Raw genomic sequence first — 16650 nt, 5'->3', positions numbered from 1 at the left:
CTTACGTAGCGTCAATGCTCAAATGTGAACCATTGCAAAATAGCAAATTTTTTTCAACCCAAAATTAATCTTTTGTATAAAATTAGTAATAGATTTGGTAATGCCTGCGATTTGGACTATTTGCAATATCGTCGTCGATCTTACTGTGGGTTTCGTTATGGCCTGTCCGACTTCTACATAGACAAAAAATAGCCATAATCAAACGTCAAACGAGGTTTGACCTTCCCCTGAAATTTAGTTCTCCATAGGTGACGTAAAATAACGTTACATTTGGAAGAAATAGAAATGACTAAAATACCAAAACAGGCATATACAACCGAGTTCAAAGAACTTGCTGTTAAACGGGTGGCTGATGGACAAGCGGTTTCGGCGGTCGTCCAAGAATTAGGTTTGAGCGACCAGACGTTGCGTAACTGGATCAAAGCTTCTGCGACGGGTAAGCTGAAAGGTGCCGGTAGCAAAGTGATCACGCCAGAAGCCATGGAGTTGTCCCGTCTACGCGCAGAAGTCGCTCGTCTGAAGCGAGAGAACGAAATAATAAAAAAGGCAGCGGCGTACTTCGCGAGGGATGTTCTGTGAAGTATGCCTGGGTTAAGGCGCAAGGCAAAACGTTTGCGTTGGCTGAAATGTGCACGGCACTTGAGATCAGCATTAGTGGATTTCGGGCATGGCAGCGCGGTGGTAGTCCTGCTCGCAAACGTCTGTCGGATAGTCAGACACTGGCGGTGGTACGCGGCATCCATTCTGAACATAGGGGGGCATACGGCAGTCCTCGTATGGTCCGTGAATTGCGGCTGCGCGGTTTTACTGGAGGCAAAGAGCGTATTGAGCGGCTCATGCGCGAGAACGGTATCCGTGCTCGGCATAAACGGCGCTACAGAGTGACTACCGACTCGCAGCATGGTTTGCCAATAGCGGAGAACCTGCTGGGCCGCAAATTCATGCCGGATGCGCCAAACCAAGTGTGGACTTCGGACATTACCTATCTGTGGACCGATGAAGGCTGGTTGTATCTGGCTATTGTTCTTGATCTGTTCAATAGAGAGGTGATTGGCTGGTCGCTCAAGCCTCGGATGACGACCGATATCGTGATGGACGCATTGAAGATGGCATGGTTTCGCAAAAGACAGCCACCAGGCGTGATGCATCATTCGGATCGGGGCAGTCAGTACGCCAGTTATGCATTTCAAGCACAACTCAAGGTATTTGGCATGACGTGTTCGATGAGTCGCAAAGGAAATTGCTGGGACAACGCCCCTACGGAGAGCTGGTTTAACAGTTTCAAGAACGAACGGTATCATGGCCTGCGCTACCTGACTCACGCGGACATGAAGGCTGCCAGCTTTGAATACATTGAAGTTTTTTATAATCGTCAGCGGCTACATTCGACGCTCGGCTACCGATCACCAATTCAGTATTTGAAATGTTGGGCAAGTGAGCAGGAGAAGCAAAAAATAGCAGCATAAAATTCACCTCATGGCAGACGAAATATCGAGGGAAGCTCAGTTCTGCCGGTTAATGGATTGAATTACTGAAAATAATTCACTGAAAGAATTCATCCTCAGTTGATATTGGAAAAGGTTGATTGATTAAATTTAGAAAAAAATGCAGCCCTGTCTAGTTGAAAGCAAAGAGAAAACAATCCAACAAAAGAACAGTATACGAGCGCCTCAGCATTTCCAGAAGAAAGAGCGCATGACACTAGTTTCGTCCCATCTAACCTTATCAATGCGTGCGTTGCTACGTGCAACTACATTGAAAGTTTCTTTGCTCGCGCAGCATGCCATGCCCGATTCTATCGAACTTCTAGGTGCGGAATGTTTGAAATTGGTCGCCGAATTTGATCGCGCCTTAGAGCATCGCGGGGTTGCGGACGACATCAGGCACGAGGCTGTTTATGCACAATGCGCGTTGATTGATGAAACGGTGACGTGTCATCTATCCGAAAATACAAAATTAAAATGGTTTGACTCGCCTTTGCATTTCGCACTATTTCAGTATCGTGATGCAGGTGAGCGCATCGTCGAATCCCTGAAGGCACGCATGAGTGAAACGCCTCCCGATCTCGATATGCTCGAATGCTATAGCATTATCCTCAACTTGGGGTTCAAAGGACGCTACATGAATATCAACGATAAAGAACGCATCGCCTTGATAACGGCGCTAAATAAGCAAATTGACACACTTCGTTCCACGCAGAACCATCCGCTGATCCTCGATCCATCAGGCCGAAGGCGCTTCGAATGCTTCTATCAGGTTTCTCCATGGGTATTGGCTGGGCTCACCATTGTGGCGACGTTGCTACTCTACCTTCTGATGGGGGCGACGCTAGACCATCTATTGACTCATTGGTTAGAACAAAAATAGTCCGATATGTCTGGGACTCAACATTCGGCATGAGACCTGACTACCGAGCAGTGTTCGCTCAGTCAGCAAACTTGCAATAGAACAGCTAACGAACAATCAGCAAACAATAATCCACACTTCTCGGCTCTACTTGCGCAGCGCATTTGAATTGGGCTCTTTTGGAAGATCCTGATCACTCCTCTTACAAATATCTATACCCATGCTGTTGTGCTACATGTTGCAACAGCGACAGATAACACCATTTTGATTCAACTATTTTTAGTTTGAGCGCAATGTGATCACGAATGCGACTTATGCTCTTAGACTTATGGCATTAATATAAGCAGTCTCATACATAGCTTTAAATACATAGCAATAAATTGCGACAGACTCCTAAGTTGTAGGGATATCGCTGTTTATTTTGGTAAATAAGAATATTTGTCAGGCTATGGGTCCAGCCGTAAACTGACTTTGTCATCGTGGCACCGTGGCACTATCACACACGGATCGCAACCTGCATTTTCATCGGTATTTTTCGATGTATCGTTTCAGGTATTTTAAAAATACGTCTCGTTCAAACCAGGAGTCAGGATGAAAATGCAATCATTTCCCCATCATTTCAAAGCGTTGGTAATCGGCGCGTCAGGCGCACTTGGTTCTGCTTTTGTAGATGTATTGAAAGCCAATCCAGACTGCGCACTTGTCGAAGCGCTCCATCGCCATTCGCAACCGGCAATCGACTTTGACCGGGAGGAAAGTATCGCCGACGCTGCTCAGGCACTCCTTTCTAAAGGCCCGTTTAATGTCATCATCAATGCTGCTGGCATCCTCCACACGCCCGAATTTATGCCTGAAAAAAAATTGGCCGACTTGCAATATCAGCAAATGATGGAAACATTTCGAGCAAATACTTTTGGTCCGGCAATGATTATTCGCCATTTTTCAAAGCTATTGGATAGCGAAAGAGGTGTGATGGCAATTCTTTCTGCAAAGGTAGGTAGCATTGAAGATAATCGTTTGGGCGGATGGTACAGTTATCGCGCCTCAAAAGCGGCCTTGAATATGTTCGTTAAAACGGCCGCGATTGAGATCAATCGAACGAAACCACGCGCAGTGTTGATCGCGTTGCATCCTGGCACCGTCAACTCCAAATTATCCGAACCATTTCGTGGAGCCCAGATTGGCCGCACGCCTGACGCTGCCGCCAATGATATGCTCGGCGTATTAGACACGTTAACTGCAGCCGATACAGGGCAGTTTTACTCCTACAATGGGGATAGACTGCCTTGGTAGCCAGCCTGATCCGAATTATTTAATGCGTTGCTTTTCGAGTTTGCGCGCTAGTGTACGTCGATGCATTCCCAGGCGACGTGCTGTCTCAGAGATATTAAAATCAGTTTCCACCAGAACTTCGTGAATACGCTCCCATTCGAGCGTCTTGATTGAGGTCGCCCGATTAGGAAGTGCGACTTCGGTGACGCCCGCAATATGACCAAAGGCTGCTTCGATATCGTCGGTATTTGATGGTTTGGCTAAGTATTGGCAAGCCCCAAGTTTAATCGCCTCAACCGCTGTAGCAAGGCTGGCAAATCCGGTCAGAACCACAATCAACATTGAAGGATCATGCTTGTGCAACATTTGCACGCACACTAACCCCGACGTACTACTGTTCAGTTTAAGGTCCACCACTGCGTAGCCCGGGGAATGCTGATGCAACAATGCGGTAGCCTCGGTCAGGTTTGCAGCCAACAACACCGTATACCCACGTCGCTCGAACGAGCGTCCGAGTGTTCTGGCAAATGCGGCGTCGTCTTCAATGATGAGTAACAGGCGGTCAACTGGCATGGTCTTCGTGCTCTTCAAGACTGATCGCGGCAAGCGGTAGCGTAAGCTTTACCGCCGCCCCACCCGCATCGCGATTCCACGCTTCAACGGTGCCACCCAATTTTCGTGCGACATTAACAACAAAGAATAATCCCAGACCGCCACCCGGTCGTCCTTTGCTCGACTGATACGGTTTACCAATTTGCGTCAGCATGGCGGGTACAAATCCAGTACCACGATCTGTCACCAGCAAGGTCAATGCATCGCCTTCACGCGTGGCTTCGAGGTATAACCACCGCGGGGAGGCTTCGAGCGCATTATCTAGTACGTTGCAAATCATTTGTTTTAGCGCCGAATCGAACACCACAGGCATATCGTGCTCGATGCGGTTTTCATATACAAAGGTAATGATGGCTCGGGTGGCACGGAAATCCTCAACCAGGTCACTCAAAAAAGTGTTGATCGTGGTCTTCACCGAAGATTCTCCGCGAGCCTCTCCCGCAGAGAGCAAAATCCCGCTAACGATGGATTTGCAGCGCGTGAGTTGCGTCTGCATTTCACTGATCTCTTCCAGTAATTCACTATTCCGACTAAATTCGGGCATGCGCTTCCAATCGCCCAGAATAACGGACAGTGTGGCTAATGGCGTGCCGAGTTCATGCGCTGCCCCCGAAGCCAGCAAACCCATTCGCACGATATGATCCTCTTCGGCAGCACGCTGGCGCAAGTCGGCCAGTTGCGCATATCCGGTGCGAAGATTGCGACTGATCCGGGTAATGAATATCACAAGGAGAGCTGCAATCAGCGCGAAACAAATAAGCATACCTTCGACGTAGAGATCGGATAAACCGTTCCCTTGAACAAGCGGTAACGTCAGCGGATTAGAAAATAGGGATAGACCTGCTAAACAGGCAATGGTGATAGCGACGATTGTCCAGGTTGACCAGGCTTCGAGCAATACTGCACTTAAAATAACCTGTAATAAAAAGAGAAAAGCGAAAGGATTTGTTGTCCCGCCGCTGAGATGCAATTGAATTGTCAATGTGACGACATCGACCAATAGCGCCAAAAACAGTTCTCTATTCTTGACTACACGCTGTTCGTGCCAGCGCAGGTGACTAGCAATGTTGAAGGCAATGAGGCATGCCAATACCTCTAACATCTGAGGCAGGGGAAGGCTAATATCGAAACCGATAATCACAATAGCAATGGTTGTGATCTGCCCGATCACGGCAATCCATCGCAGTTGGATCAATTGCAGCATGTTGTTGTGGCCAGCGGCATTTTCAAAGCCGGTCGCTTCCACTGAATGCTCTTTCAAATCAGTCGGAGCGAGGGCTTCTTTATTTCTTACCATCTTCACTTTCGCGATTAACACCATCACTACGACGGGCATCCATTGAGTTTCCTAAGCGCAACAAACGGAGATCCTCGCGCGCGACCCACAAACCTGCACCTGCCAGCATCAAGGCAAGAGCATACCAAGTCAACGCGTACACTAAATGATTGTTGTGAAAAGCGATGACCGTCAGACCAGCAACCGGTCGCTTGGACGCGGAGCCGTCGACCTTTTCATTCGTAGATATTTTTGTTGCTTCTGCATCTATAAAATAGGGAGCGATAGAAGTCAGACCACGCGCCGCTGCAATCGCTTTCACATCGCGTGAATACCAGCGATTACTTGAGGGATCATTGTGTCGAAGAAAGCCACCACCGGGTTCACTCATGCGCAATAGCCCGGTCACGATTGAAATACCGGCGTTCGATACCGCTGTGCGTTCGTGAGGATCTTGCGCATTCGAAGGGATGAAACCGCGGTTGATTAGCACGATGCTGCCGTCTGCGCCACGTAGTGGTGTCAACAGCCAGAAGCCGCCGCCTAGATCCGTCGAAGCCTGGACGCGCACTGTCAGTGGGTATAGGAACGTGCCAGTCACACGCACATGGCGATATTCGTCGGCATCAGCATTGACGCGCTGCCATTGGTCTTGAGCGGGAGCGGCGACTGCGGGAGCATGCACCCTTTGATCAACGCGCTCGATAAGGTCTAGCTTCCATTGCAGGCGTTTGAGTTGCCATGTGCCGAGAGCCATAAAGGCAAACACAAGAAGACATCCGCAAATCGCTATGAAAATGCGGAACGCCGCGGGCCGGGAACGAGAAGAGGTATCCTGCGCAACTGCTGTTGCAGTTTGTCCCGGCACTTTGCCGGGCGTTACCGTGCCACGCGGCGCGGGGTTCATGGCATAGTGTGCATGTTGTGCATTTTTGTCATGTCACGCGACGGCGGAGCTGATTGCAGAATCGACTCAGGAACGGTCTCCTGTGCAGACTCTGTCATCACGCCCGGCATCATGTTGTGATTCAAGTGATACATCACCCATACAGAACCGCTTAGCATAATAAAGACCAACATCACGGTAAAGATTAACGCCAACATCGACCAACCATGCTCGGACTTGGTGTTCATATGCAAAAAATACACCATATGTACGACAATTTGTACAGCAGCGAAGCCAAGCAGGATGAGGCCGGTGGTACTAGACTTCTCAAACACTTTTCCCATCACTAACCAAAATGGAATCGCCGTCAAAATCACCGCCAGCACAAAACCGGTGACATATGTTTTTAGGCTGCCATGATCGACATGCGCATGGTCATCATGACCGTGTTGAGGGCCGTGCGCAGGATGTTCTTGATGCGCGCTCATGGAAGCACTCCCATCAGATAGACAAAGGTGAAGACGCCAATCCAGACAACGTCAAGGAAATGCCAAAACATCGACAGACACATAAGCCGACGACTATTCTCCGGCGTCAGTCCGTGGCGACGAACTTGAAACATCAATGTCACCAGCCATATGATGCCGAAGCTCACATGCAGACCGTGCGTTGCCACTAATGCGAAGAACGATGTCAGAAACCCGCTGCGTTGTGGTCCGGCACCTTCATGAATTAAATGGATAAATTCATAGAGTTCAAAGCCTATGAAGCAAGCACCAAGCAAGCCAGTAATCGCCAGCCAGATCATGGTGGCGCGCACCCGTTTGCGCTGCATTTCCAGCATCGCAAAACCATAGGTAATCGACGACAGCAACAATAATGACGTATTGATCGCCACTAACGGCAGGTCAAACAACTCCGCACCCGTGGGACCACCGGCATAGTTACGACCCAGTACAGCATAGGTCGCAAACAAAGCGGCGAACACCAGGCAGTCGCTCATCAGGTAAAGCCAAAATCCGAGCAAGGTGCCATTCTCTGGATGATGCTCGGTCACGTAAAAGTGCGAGCTCGGTAATGCGCCTATGGCGCTAGCGGAGGAAGTAGTGAGTTCAGACATGGCTACCCAGCAGGCGTGTGCGCTCATCTTCCACCCGGACGACTTCGTCCGCAGGAATGAAATAGTCGCGATTGTAATTAAAAGTATGGGCGATGATTGCTGCCAACATCGCTACGAAGCCGACACCAGCCAACAACCACATGTGCCAGATAACAGCGAAACCCACAACTGCACTGAGAGCGGCAATGATAAATCCAGCGCTCGTATTTTTCGGCATATGGATGGCAACGAACCCTTCTTTTGGTCGCTCAAAATTATGACTCTTCATGTCAGTCCACGCGTCGTTATCGTGAATACGTGGTGTGAACGCAAAGTTATAGTCTGGCGGTGGTGAAGATGTTGACCATTCCAGCGTACGACCGCCCCAAGGATCGCCAGTAGTATCGCGTAGCGATTCCCGACGACGATAACTCACAATCAATTGCACAATGAACGAACCAATACCAAGCGCTATCAATACTGCGCCGAAGGCGGCAATCTGAAACCAGATTTGCAGTGATGGATCTTCAAAACGGCTAAGACGCCGTGTCACGCCCATCAGGCCCAATACGTAAAGCGGCATGAAAGCAAAGTAGAAACCGATTGTCCAGAACCAGAAGCAGCACTTGCCCCAGAAGTCGTCAAGTTTGTAACCAAAAGCCTTCGGAAACCAGTAATTAATACCAGCAAACATCCCGAACAGTACGCCACCGATAATCACATTATGGAAATGGGCGATCAGGAACAGACTGTTATGCAAAACAAAGTCGGCAGGCGGAACCGCCAGCAAGACGCCAGTCATACCACCAATAACGAAGGTAATCATGAAACCCATCGTCCACAGCATCGGCACTTCAAAGCGAATCCGCCCGCGATACATGGTAAATAACCAGTTAAAAATCTTCGCGCCGGTCGGGATCGAAATAATCATCGTCGTGATGCCAAAGAACGAGTTAACACTGGCTCCGGAACCCATGGTAAAGAAATGATGCAACCAAACCAGATAAGACAGGATCGTGATCACCACGGTCGCGTACACCATTGAAGTATATCCAAACAGACGCTTGCTACTGAATGTAGCAACGACTTCGGAGAAAACACCAAAGGCTGGCAAAATCAAAATGTAGACTTCAGGATGACCCCAAATCCAGATCAGGTTGACATACATCATGGCGTTGCCGCCCATGTCATTGGTGAAGAAATTAGTGCCAACTGTACGGTCAAGCGCCAGCATGCCGAGTACGGCCGTCAGTACAGGAAAAGCGGCTACGATCAATACGTTAGTGCACAAAGCCGTCCACGTAAAAATCGGCATTCTCATCATGTTCATGCCCGGCGCACGCATCTTCACAATGGTTGCGAGTAGATTGATACCGGACAGCAAGGTCCCGACCCCGGCAATCTGCAAGGACCAGATATAGTAGTCGACCCCCACATCCGGACTAGCCAGTATCCCGGACAGCGGCGGGTAGGCTAACCAACCAGTGCGTGCAAACTCACCGATGAATAGAGATGCCATGCATAAGCCACCACCAAAGGCCGTCATCCAGAAACTAAAATTGTTCAGGAATGGAAAGGCGACATCACGTGCGCCGATCTGGAGCGGCACAACATAATTCATTAATCCTGTCACCAAAGGCATGGCAACGAAGAAAATCATAATCACGCCATGTGCCGTAAATATTTGATCGTAATGATGCGGGGGTAAAAATCCATCTCCACCGCCGAAGGCAAATGCCTGCTGGGCACGCATCATCAAAGCATCGGTAAAGCCACGGAGCAGCATAATTAAACCAAGTACGATGTACATGATACCGATCCGCTTATGATCTATACTTGTAAACCAGTCGCGCCACAAAGTGCCCCAAAGGCGGAAATATGTTATTGCAGAAAAAACCGCTAGTCCGCCAATACCCACCATGATAAAGGTAGCTAGCAGAATAGGTTCGTGATACGGAATCGCATCCCATGTGAGGCGGCCGAAGATCAGCTTCGTCAGATTAATGTGGTCTAGCATCGTTACTTTCCGAGGAAAAAGAGGGGCGCAGCGCACACTGCCACGCCATTGCCTGTAAAGCGACGCGCTACACAGCCCGCCGGACAGCCTTCTTGTAGGTTTTTATTCATGGGATTGGTCCATCTTTCCGTGCATACCATTCGCCATCATCTTGTCCATGCACATCTGGTTAGGCTCAACACATCGATTAACGATGGCATGGTACAGATCGTTGTCCACTGTGCCGTACTTGCGCACAGGCTCGCGTTGGCTAGGTTTTTCAAGCTGCATATAGTCGACACGCTTTAGTGCCCCGCCGCCGGCCTTGGCTTCCTGTACCCATTTATCAAAATTTTCCGGCGTCATGCCATGAAATTTGAAGCGCATATCTGAAAATCCGGCACCACTATAATTGGCCGAAAAGCCTTCGAACTCACCAGGCTTGTTGATCACTGCATTAAGTGAAGTTTGCATGCCTGGCATCGCGTAAATTTGACCGGCGAGTGCTGGAATGAAGAAAGAGTTCATCACTGAAGACGCCGTAATTTTAAAGTGAATAGGCACATCAACCGGAGCCGCCAATTCATTCACGGTGGCGATACCTTGTTCGGGATAAATAAATAACCATTTCCAGTCAAGCGCCACAACTTCAACCGTCAATATCTTGGTCTCGGCGGGAATTGGACGCGCGGCGTCAAGACGCGTTAGTTTTCTATAAGGGTCTAGCGTATGCGTACTGATCCAGGTTAATAGACCAAGGGCGATGATAATGAGCAACGGCGCGCCCCAGATGACCAACTCCAGCTGCGTCGAGTGATCCCAATCCGGTTCGTAGGTCGCCTTAGTATTATTTTTTCGATAGCGCCATGCAAACAATATTGTCAGCGCGATCACAGGAACTATGATTAGCAACATCAATAATGTGGACACGACAATGAGGTGGCCCTGCTGAACGGCGATGTCACCAGATGGATTCATCAGCACCGTATTGCAGCCAGCCAACAAAAAGGCGGGAAAGAGCATCCATCCGCGACGAACAATTAGGGAGACCATGCAGGAATATTCCAGTCGAAGCAATAAAATATGATAATGTACATCTGGCGGTATGCCTTGGCAATTGGACGTTTTGTCCTACCCTAGCGAGCAATATGAGGGGTGGGACCGTTCAACACCTAAACCCAAATTGAGAACGAATCATGACCAGCATTCACATCCATAGTAGCGAACTTCCCGCTGATTTTAATTCAGATTCGAACCGCTCTAATGTTCGAAACAACAAATCTGATCACGCCCAAATCGCGCCAGGTGAAATTGCGATCGGCGTAGTTATCGGCCGCGCCTCCGAATATTTCGATTTTTTTGTCTACGCGATGGCGTCTGTGTTAGTGTTTCCGTCGGTATTCTTTCCATTCGAGTCTAGACTGGAGGGGACACTATACGCCTTTGTTATTTTCTCTTTTGCTTTTCTTGCGCGACCGTTCGGGACAATTGCTTTTATGGCGATCCAGCGCAAGTTTGGGCGCGAGGTCAAACTCACGGCTGCGCTTTTCATGCTGGGTATCTCAACTGCCGGTATTGCGTTTTTACCTGCGTATGAGCACTTAGGTTTTGCCTCGATCGTTTTGCTGTCATTTTTGCGAATTGGTCAAGGGATTGCTGTCGGCGGTTCGTGGGACGGTCTACCCTCGTTGCTGGCACTTAACGCTCCACAAAATCGACGTGGTTGGTATGCGATGCTTGGACAATTAGGCGCTCCGGTCGGATTTATGATTGCGGGCAGCCTGTTCGCCTACATGTTATCCAACCTGACAACTGATGACTTTCTTGATTGGGGCTGGCGCTATCCGTTCTATGTGGCATTTGCTATTAACGTGGTGGCATTGTTTGCACGCTTGCGATTGGTATCCACCAATGAATACGCGCGTTTGCTGGATGAGCGTGAACTGGAGCCAACCAACGCCATTGAGATGACCCGATCGCAAGGCCGCAATCTGATCATCGGTGCGCTCGCGGCACTTGCCAGTTATGCATTGTTTCACCTCGTTACCGTGTTTCCATTATCATGGATCAGTTTATATTCGCTGCGTTCGACTAGTGACTTCCTAGTCATTCAGGTGATCGGTGCGGCACTGATGGCGGTAGGCGTGATTGCATCAGGTTTGATTGCTGACCGTTTAGGGCGACGTACGACTCTGGGCGGTTGCGCGATATTGATTGCGGTACTCAGTGGATTTATACCAACGCTAATGAACGGCGGAGAAATCGGCCAAAATATTTTCATTTGGGTTGGCTTTAGCTTGCTCGGATTGTCGTATGGCCAGGCTGCAGGTGCAGTAACCTCCAACTTCCTTCCAAAGTATCGCTATACGGGTGCTGCCTTGACCTCGGATCTTTCCTGGCTGGTCGGCGCGGGCTTCGCTCCATTGGTGGCGCTTGGTCTTTCTGCGCATTTCGGTCTTGCCTATGTAAGCTTCTACTTGTTATCGGGTGCTGCATGTTCACTGGCAGCCCTCAGTCTTAATCGCGCTTTAGAGATTCGCGATTAAGTAATAAGGCATGACCCAAATTGCTGCAATTTTTCGACCTGGTCGCCTTTGTAACAATAAGTGTCTTGAGGTATTTAAGTATTTTTGATTAGGAATTAAACGCAAATGCCGAGATATTTCTTCTCCGCATTTGCGTTTCCCGCTCAAAAACTACACCTTGCAAATTCGATTGTTTCATCTAAACTTATCAAATAATAATCTTATTTAAGTGCAATTATTATTAATAATACTCTGCAGAAAAAAGAAACATCACATTTTCCCGTCAAATAAGTCTAGAAATCTCGTTGTCACAGTTAATTTTAAAGTTCGGCCTTGAGAAAATATTCTGGAATCCACTTATAAACATAAGGAGAGATCGTGAAAATCAAGCTGACTGCTACCTACCTTGTTATAGGCGCTTTTATTACTCCTATTGCACACCCAGCTGATGATGATTTGAACGCACATTGAAAACCAGCAATGTTCTACAAAGATTCCGTTAAAACAATTAAAGTCTAGCTTGTAGGAACGCTGATGACTTGGCGCATATAAGAATTACATCTCATTTTTATGTCGATTTTAATTAATTACTAAGCCTACATTATTCCTTAAACCATCTTTCCATGGAGCGTATATGTTGACCAAACCTTTATTAATTTCGGCGATTATTGTTGCCACAATGTTAGGTGGTTGCAAGAAAGCGGATAACTCAACAGCTGCAGACTCATCACCGACCACCCCGATGCAGGCTCCAGCGGCGACCGCTCCCGCAATGCCTCCACCTGCGCCCTCTTCCACTCCTTCTACGATGGCACCAGATACAACTTCGACACCTTCTGCTGCAAGCGATGCTACCAGCACAAACTCTTCGCCTTAGTAGTATCCCGTGACCAAGCAACGCGTATGAAAACAAAAATACCGTGCGCGCTGCTTGGGATAAGACGCAGTTAAACATCGTCTACTTTTTGGTTAGGTGCATCAATGAAGTTATCAGGCCGCATGTTCATCATTGCAAACCTGGCGTCGCTTCCGGTGGCATTGGCGCAAGTGCCCGCTTCGTCTGACATTCAGAATGGTATGCAACCTGAGATGCAGCCACCCTTAGCCAATGTAAGCGTTCAAGAACGAAACAAGAACGGCTTCACTTATGTTTGCGGGGGCGTAGGCTCAGACGAGTCTGCATACCTCAAGCAGATCGCGAAGAACTACGACTTAATGTCGACTTTTGCCCGCCGGGATGGCAGCTATCTGGCCGATATTAATATCGCGATTAAAGACAAAAGAGGCCAAGTGGCATTAAAAATTACATGTCCTGGGCCGATGATGTTGGTCAAATTTCCGCACCCCGGCACTTATCAAATTCAAGCCGAAGTAGGAGATAGCACGGTGACGGAAACGATTCAGATTCCCGCTAAAGGCCATCCGTCCTCGAAGGTCTTCGAATGGCCAGCAAGCTGATATCAGAATCTTTTCAAGAAGAGGTAATCTTCTTAATAGCATAGAAATGATTGATGCCGACAAGGTCTAAAATACGCTCCAGCGGCAGTATGTTGGGTTATTTGTTCGGTTATTTGTTCGGTTATTTTGTTCGTTTTTTTAGTGCAACTCTGAACGGCCACCGCTGCCACGTCCGCTATGACGCAACGGATTGCGGTGAACCAACAAGGGACCAATAGTAGTCCAAGCCCCTAGAGCACGCTAACGCGGCGGCACAGTAACTGCGATTCACGTACCAAAAAGAAACCGTTTTAGTCGATTTTTCTCGTACTAAAAATGTTTTATATTCACCATAAAAAGCCAAGGACGAAGATATTGATACGTATCGCAATATTGAAGCCGGTCAGCGCAGTGCCACCGCATTAGTAGACGCGATTTGCACTACGTCAATGGCGCATCTTAACCGGATAGAACCGCACACCACTATCGGAAACTGGGGATCATTTAACGCTCTATGACGCGACATAATATGTTTCCGGTCTACGTACAACGGTTTCCAAAGGCTTGGGAATATAGCCAGAAAAGGTGCGCGTCATATGCCCTTATGTTGGTGGTAGATTTGGCGGTAAAGGTTCAACCTGGTTTCACGTGGTGCCAGCGGCAATGGTCGCGCGTCAACTAGGCCAACCCGTCAAATTGGCACTTAAGCGCCCTCAAATGTTTGGTCCAGTCCTTCATCGCCCCAATACTGAGCAACGTTTCATGCTCGCTGCCAATATTGGTGCGCGTTTTGATCGTGCAATGAATCTGAATCTTGCCGAATATAATGTTCCCGTCAACGCGGATGTTCGCAGTATTAATATCATTGCGGTAGATGAAAACGATCCGCATATTAATTCTTTAGGAGCATGAGGCATTGGCGAAATCGGCATCACTGGTGTGCGCAGCCATTGCTAATGCCGCTTATCACGCGACGGGGAAACGCGTTCGAAATTTACCGATTACTTTAGATAAGATTATCGCGTAGCCCTGACGTGACCTAATTAATGACAGGATTATGGAAAACAATGCTTCATGTCACCTTCTAAACTATGACTGAGTCATAAGTGACTAGCGCCGATGCTGGATTGATTATCGGGGGCGACTACTCTGTCCATCGCTTTATAGCGCCTAGAGAAGGACAGAGAAATACTTTTTAAACATTATTTTGGCACTTATATCTATACGGATAAAGCCCATAATTTGCCGCATTAATGTATAAATATAGGGGTATCAATTGTTCAGCAGAAGCTGCAAGATAATACCCGTGCCGATAGCGGCCAGAACATAGTCGCCACCTGTTTGAACCCAATGGTAACCACGTGGCGGCGTACTTAAATGATGTCCACGCCAATCGCTCACTACATATTGATTATTACGGTATTCAGGCGGAAGGCGACCTCCGCGGCGGAATTGGTGGTCAGGACCAGCTCCACGTTCATCTCTGCGTGCATCAAAGTTATTATTACGATGATCATCACCACGGTGCCTTTGATCGTCACCGCGTTGCATTTGGTCGTTTCGTCCGCGGTCGTCGTGATTCCTATCATTGCGATTCCCATAATCCTGAGCGAACGCAACGCTTCCTGAAGATAACGATATTACTATTATGGTCGATAAAATTATTTTACTTTTCATGCTGAACTCCATTGTGTTGTGAAGCTTATGCGCATGCAGCAATTGGATTCGTACCAAACACCGACTCCGATTAGGCCAATCTTAAGTGGGAGTGATACTTACTAAAGATAAAAACATGGCTTATCACTGTAGACAGAAAAATCTCATTACAGTTCATTACTGAAAAGTAATTTTCATCAGATCAATTCTACTCACGGTAATAGAGGCCCGCCAATTTCTTTCACGTTATTGCGTGAAAAAATAGATGTTTGAAGAGCGAAACAATCAACTAACAGTGATATTCAATATAAACGCCGCGTTTTCTCGAAACTACATCTCTATGCCTTCATCAGCGTTGGGAGGATTGATGAGCGATCACGTGATGCGTCACGCCAATTTTGCACCAATACGCCAACGCTGCAGCCATTAGCAGTAAGATCATCGAAGTCAACATGGCGCCACGTATATTATTAATGATATCAGCCGAGGATCCTACTGCAATCAGGGCACCAAAAATAGCGACACCGAGCGCGCCACCGACTTGCCGCGCTGTATTCAGTACCGCAGATGCAGTACCAGCCTGATGACGCTCAACGCTCGACAAAATCGAGGTAGTCATTGCAGGAACAGCTAACCCCATACCGGCTGGAATTAATGCCAAACCCGGCAACATTTCAAAGAAAGTGGCACTGGTCGATATACCTATTGCACCCAGCATCGCATATCCGGTGGCACCAATTAGTCCACCTAAAATCATTGGCATACGCAACCCTGTACGCGCCGACATCCAGCCGCTAGCGATATTAGAAATAATAAACGTTCCGGTAAGTGGCAGAAAGGTCAAACCCGCCTCCATGACGGAAAAGCCACGCACCTTCTGCAAATAAAAGCTCACTATAAAGATCACGCCATAATAAGAAAAATTCACCAATACGCCGAACAGCACTGCGCCGGAAAAGCTTACTTGACTAAATAATCTCAACGGTAACATTGGTGCGCTCGAACGTCGCTCGACAATCAAAAATGCAGCGCTGGCAACAAAGGCCAGAGCTAACCCACCCTGCACAAAATGATGCGATAAGCCAAGTGGTTGAACCTCTATGACCGCACCAATGAACGCCGTAAGCGCGATGATTGCCAATAATTGGCCCGGAACATCAAATGAACGTCCGGGATCCTTTCTAGGCATGTGTGGGACGATTTTGCGCGTCAATATAAATCCAGCAATACATATTGGAATATTGACCCAAAAAATACCCCGCCAACCTGTACCGGAGACGAGCAAGCCACCAATCACTGGCCCGGCAGCAATCGAAACACCTCCCGCCGCAGTCCACCAGCCAATGGCTTTAGCGAGCAGTTTTTTATCATGCGCATAGGCAAAATTAAGTATAGCTAACGAACTTGGCACCAGCAATGCAGCACCGATTCCTTGTACTGCGCGTGCAATATTTAGCGCAGTTGCAGATGGCGCAAGTGCACAAGATAACGACGAAATCATAAATAATACAAATCCAATGAGAAACACCCTCTTGGACCCAAACT

At 48.1% G+C, this 16650-nt stretch carries 15 protein-coding genes and 2 pseudogenes; 7 read left to right on the top strand and 10 right to left on the bottom strand.

Features of this window, described 5'->3' with window-relative positions; translation table 11 throughout:
- The first annotated feature begins 285 nt into the window (after nucleotides 1–285).
- From QN379_RS21615 to QN379_RS21605, 3 genes are all read left to right on the top strand, one after another.
- Nucleotides 286–1466 (top strand): IS3 family transposase gene (locus tag QN379_RS21615; protein WP_416348560.1). Its coding sequence is split into 2 segments (ribosomal slippage): nucleotides 286–538 and nucleotides 538–1466, totalling 1182 coding nucleotides; the frame shifts between segments, so codons are not numbered across the junction.
- Nucleotides 1467–1695: 229 nt separating this feature from the next.
- The gene (locus QN379_RS21610; RefSeq protein WP_322238580.1) at nucleotides 1696–2367 is read left to right on the top strand and encodes a DotU family type IV/VI secretion system protein; all 672 of its coding nucleotides are present in this window, start codon (nucleotides 1696–1698) and stop codon (nucleotides 2365–2367) included.
- A gap of 576 nt (nucleotides 2368–2943) precedes the next feature.
- Nucleotides 2944–3639, top strand: coding sequence for an SDR family NAD(P)-dependent oxidoreductase (locus QN379_RS21605; RefSeq protein ID WP_322240659.1), 696 nt, complete (start codon nucleotides 2944–2946; stop codon nucleotides 3637–3639).
- 15 nt (nucleotides 3640–3654) lie between these two features.
- Here QN379_RS21605 and QN379_RS21600 read toward each other — a convergent pair whose 3' ends face one another.
- The 7 genes from QN379_RS21600 to cyoA all read right to left on the bottom strand — a co-directional run bounded on the left by QN379_RS21600 (nucleotide 3655) and on the right by cyoA (nucleotide 10540).
- Nucleotides 3655–4191, bottom strand: a complete 537-nt coding sequence (locus tag QN379_RS21600) for a response regulator transcription factor (RefSeq protein WP_322238579.1) — start codon at nucleotides 4189–4191, stop codon at nucleotides 3655–3657.
- Nucleotides 4181–5566 carry an ATP-binding protein gene (locus QN379_RS21595; RefSeq protein WP_322238577.1) on the bottom strand — a complete coding sequence of 462 codons (1386 nt, stop codon included), beginning with the start codon at nucleotides 5564–5566 and terminating at the stop codon, nucleotides 4181–4183. Before QN379_RS21595 ends, QN379_RS21600 begins: the two co-directional genes overlap by 11 nt.
- Nucleotides 5514–6413: an SURF1 family protein gene (locus tag QN379_RS21590; RefSeq protein WP_322238575.1), complete on the bottom strand. Its 900-nt coding sequence runs from the start codon at nucleotides 6411–6413 to the stop codon at nucleotides 5514–5516. Before QN379_RS21590 ends, QN379_RS21595 begins: the two co-directional genes overlap by 53 nt.
- Nucleotides 6410–6880: a cytochrome o ubiquinol oxidase subunit IV gene (gene cyoD / locus QN379_RS21585; protein ID WP_322238573.1), complete on the bottom strand. Its 471-nt coding sequence runs from the start codon at nucleotides 6878–6880 to the stop codon at nucleotides 6410–6412. The genes QN379_RS21590 and cyoD overlap by 4 nt, the downstream gene beginning before the upstream one ends.
- Entirely contained in the window at nucleotides 6877–7512 is a 636-nt protein-coding gene (cyoC, locus tag QN379_RS21580; RefSeq protein WP_322238571.1) for a cytochrome o ubiquinol oxidase subunit III, read from the bottom strand. The genes cyoD and cyoC overlap by 4 nt, the downstream gene beginning before the upstream one ends.
- The gene (gene cyoB, locus QN379_RS21575) at nucleotides 7505–9508 is read right to left on the bottom strand and encodes a cytochrome o ubiquinol oxidase subunit I (RefSeq protein ID WP_322238569.1); all 2004 of its coding nucleotides are present in this window, start codon (nucleotides 9506–9508) and stop codon (nucleotides 7505–7507) included. Before cyoB ends, cyoC begins: the two co-directional genes overlap by 8 nt.
- A 102-nt stretch (nucleotides 9509–9610) precedes the next feature.
- Nucleotides 9611–10540 (bottom strand): ubiquinol oxidase subunit II, encoded by a 930-nt coding sequence (gene cyoA, locus QN379_RS21570; RefSeq protein WP_322238567.1) that lies wholly within the window; start codon nucleotides 10538–10540, stop codon nucleotides 9611–9613.
- A gap of 143 nt (nucleotides 10541–10683) precedes the next feature.
- On the opposite strand from cyoA, the gene QN379_RS21565 reads away from it, so the two are divergent.
- Entirely contained in the window at nucleotides 10684–12033 is a 1350-nt protein-coding gene (locus QN379_RS21565) for an MFS transporter (protein WP_323507575.1), read from the top strand.
- Nucleotides 12034–12591: 558 nt separating this feature from the next.
- On the opposite strand, the gene QN379_RS21560 is transcribed toward QN379_RS21565, so the two are convergent.
- Nucleotides 12592–12873, bottom strand: coding sequence for a hypothetical protein (locus QN379_RS21560; RefSeq protein ID WP_322238563.1), 282 nt, complete (start codon nucleotides 12871–12873; stop codon nucleotides 12592–12594).
- Between the two features lie 120 nt (nucleotides 12874–12993).
- On the opposite strand from QN379_RS21560, the gene QN379_RS21555 reads away from it, so the two are divergent.
- From QN379_RS21555 to QN379_RS23760, 3 genes and pseudogenes are all read left to right on the top strand, one after another.
- Nucleotides 12994–13470 carry a hypothetical protein gene (locus QN379_RS21555; RefSeq protein ID WP_323507574.1) on the top strand — a complete coding sequence of 159 codons (477 nt, stop codon included), beginning with the start codon at nucleotides 12994–12996 and terminating at the stop codon, nucleotides 13468–13470.
- Between the two features lie 564 nt (nucleotides 13471–14034).
- Nucleotides 14035–14166: pseudogene (locus QN379_RS23765) on the top strand (molybdopterin cofactor-binding domain-containing protein); the annotation flags it as partial.
- 84 nt (nucleotides 14167–14250) lie between these two features.
- A pseudogene (locus tag QN379_RS23760) lies at nucleotides 14251–14476 on the top strand (xanthine dehydrogenase family protein molybdopterin-binding subunit); the annotation flags it as partial.
- A 245-nt stretch (nucleotides 14477–14721) separates the two neighbouring features.
- Here QN379_RS23760 and QN379_RS21545 read toward each other — a convergent pair.
- Complete coding sequence (locus QN379_RS21545) at nucleotides 14722–15126, bottom strand: RcnB family protein (RefSeq protein WP_323507572.1); 405 nt, start codon at nucleotides 15124–15126, stop codon at nucleotides 14722–14724.
- Between the two features lie 328 nt (nucleotides 15127–15454).
- A partial coding sequence (locus tag QN379_RS21540) for an MFS transporter (RefSeq protein WP_323507571.1) occupies nucleotides 15455–16650 on the bottom strand: 1196 nt, incomplete at its 5' end.

It is taken from the genome of Glaciimonas sp. Gout2, from assembly GCF_035018905.1.
GTDB lineage: Bacteria > Pseudomonadota > Gammaproteobacteria > Burkholderiales > Burkholderiaceae_D > Glaciimonas.
Note: the sequence above shows the minus strand (reverse complement) of the source record. Positions and strands in the feature narration are given on the sequence as shown.

Excerpts from the sequence above, each read along its gene's own strand:
- QN379_RS21545 (WP_323507572.1), bottom strand. The coding sequence starts at position 15,126 with ATGAAAAGTAAAATAATTTTATCGACCATAATAGTAATATCGTTATCT.
- QN379_RS21605 (WP_322240659.1), top strand. The coding sequence starts at position 2,944 with ATGCAATCATTTCCCCATCATTTCAAAGCGTTGGTAATCGGCGCGTCA.
- QN379_RS21600 (WP_322238579.1), bottom strand. The coding sequence starts at position 4,191 with ATGCCAGTTGACCGCCTGTTACTCATCATTGAAGACGACGCCGCATTT.
- cyoA (WP_322238567.1), bottom strand. The coding sequence starts at position 10,540 with ATGGTCTCCCTAATTGTTCGTCGCGGATGGATGCTCTTTCCCGCCTTT.
- QN379_RS21595 (WP_322238577.1), bottom strand. The coding sequence starts at position 5,566 with ATGCCCGTCGTAGTGATGGTGTTAATCGCGAAAGTGAAGATGGTAAGA.
- cyoD (WP_322238573.1), bottom strand. The coding sequence starts at position 6,880 with ATGAGCGCGCATCAAGAACATCCTGCGCACGGCCCTCAACACGGTCAT.
- QN379_RS21565 (WP_323507575.1), top strand. The coding sequence starts at position 10,684 with ATGACCAGCATTCACATCCATAGTAGCGAACTTCCCGCTGATTTTAAT.
- QN379_RS21590 (WP_322238575.1), bottom strand. The coding sequence starts at position 6,413 with ATGAACCCCGCGCCGCGTGGCACGGTAACGCCCGGCAAAGTGCCGGGA.
- QN379_RS21610 (WP_322238580.1), top strand. The coding sequence starts at position 1,696 with ATGACACTAGTTTCGTCCCATCTAACCTTATCAATGCGTGCGTTGCTA.
- cyoB (WP_322238569.1), bottom strand. The coding sequence starts at position 9,508 with ATGCTAGACCACATTAATCTGACGAAGCTGATCTTCGGCCGCCTCACA.
- cyoC (WP_322238571.1), bottom strand. The coding sequence starts at position 7,512 with ATGTCTGAACTCACTACTTCCTCCGCTAGCGCCATAGGCGCATTACCG.
- QN379_RS21555 (WP_323507574.1), top strand. The coding sequence starts at position 12,994 with ATGAAGTTATCAGGCCGCATGTTCATCATTGCAAACCTGGCGTCGCTT.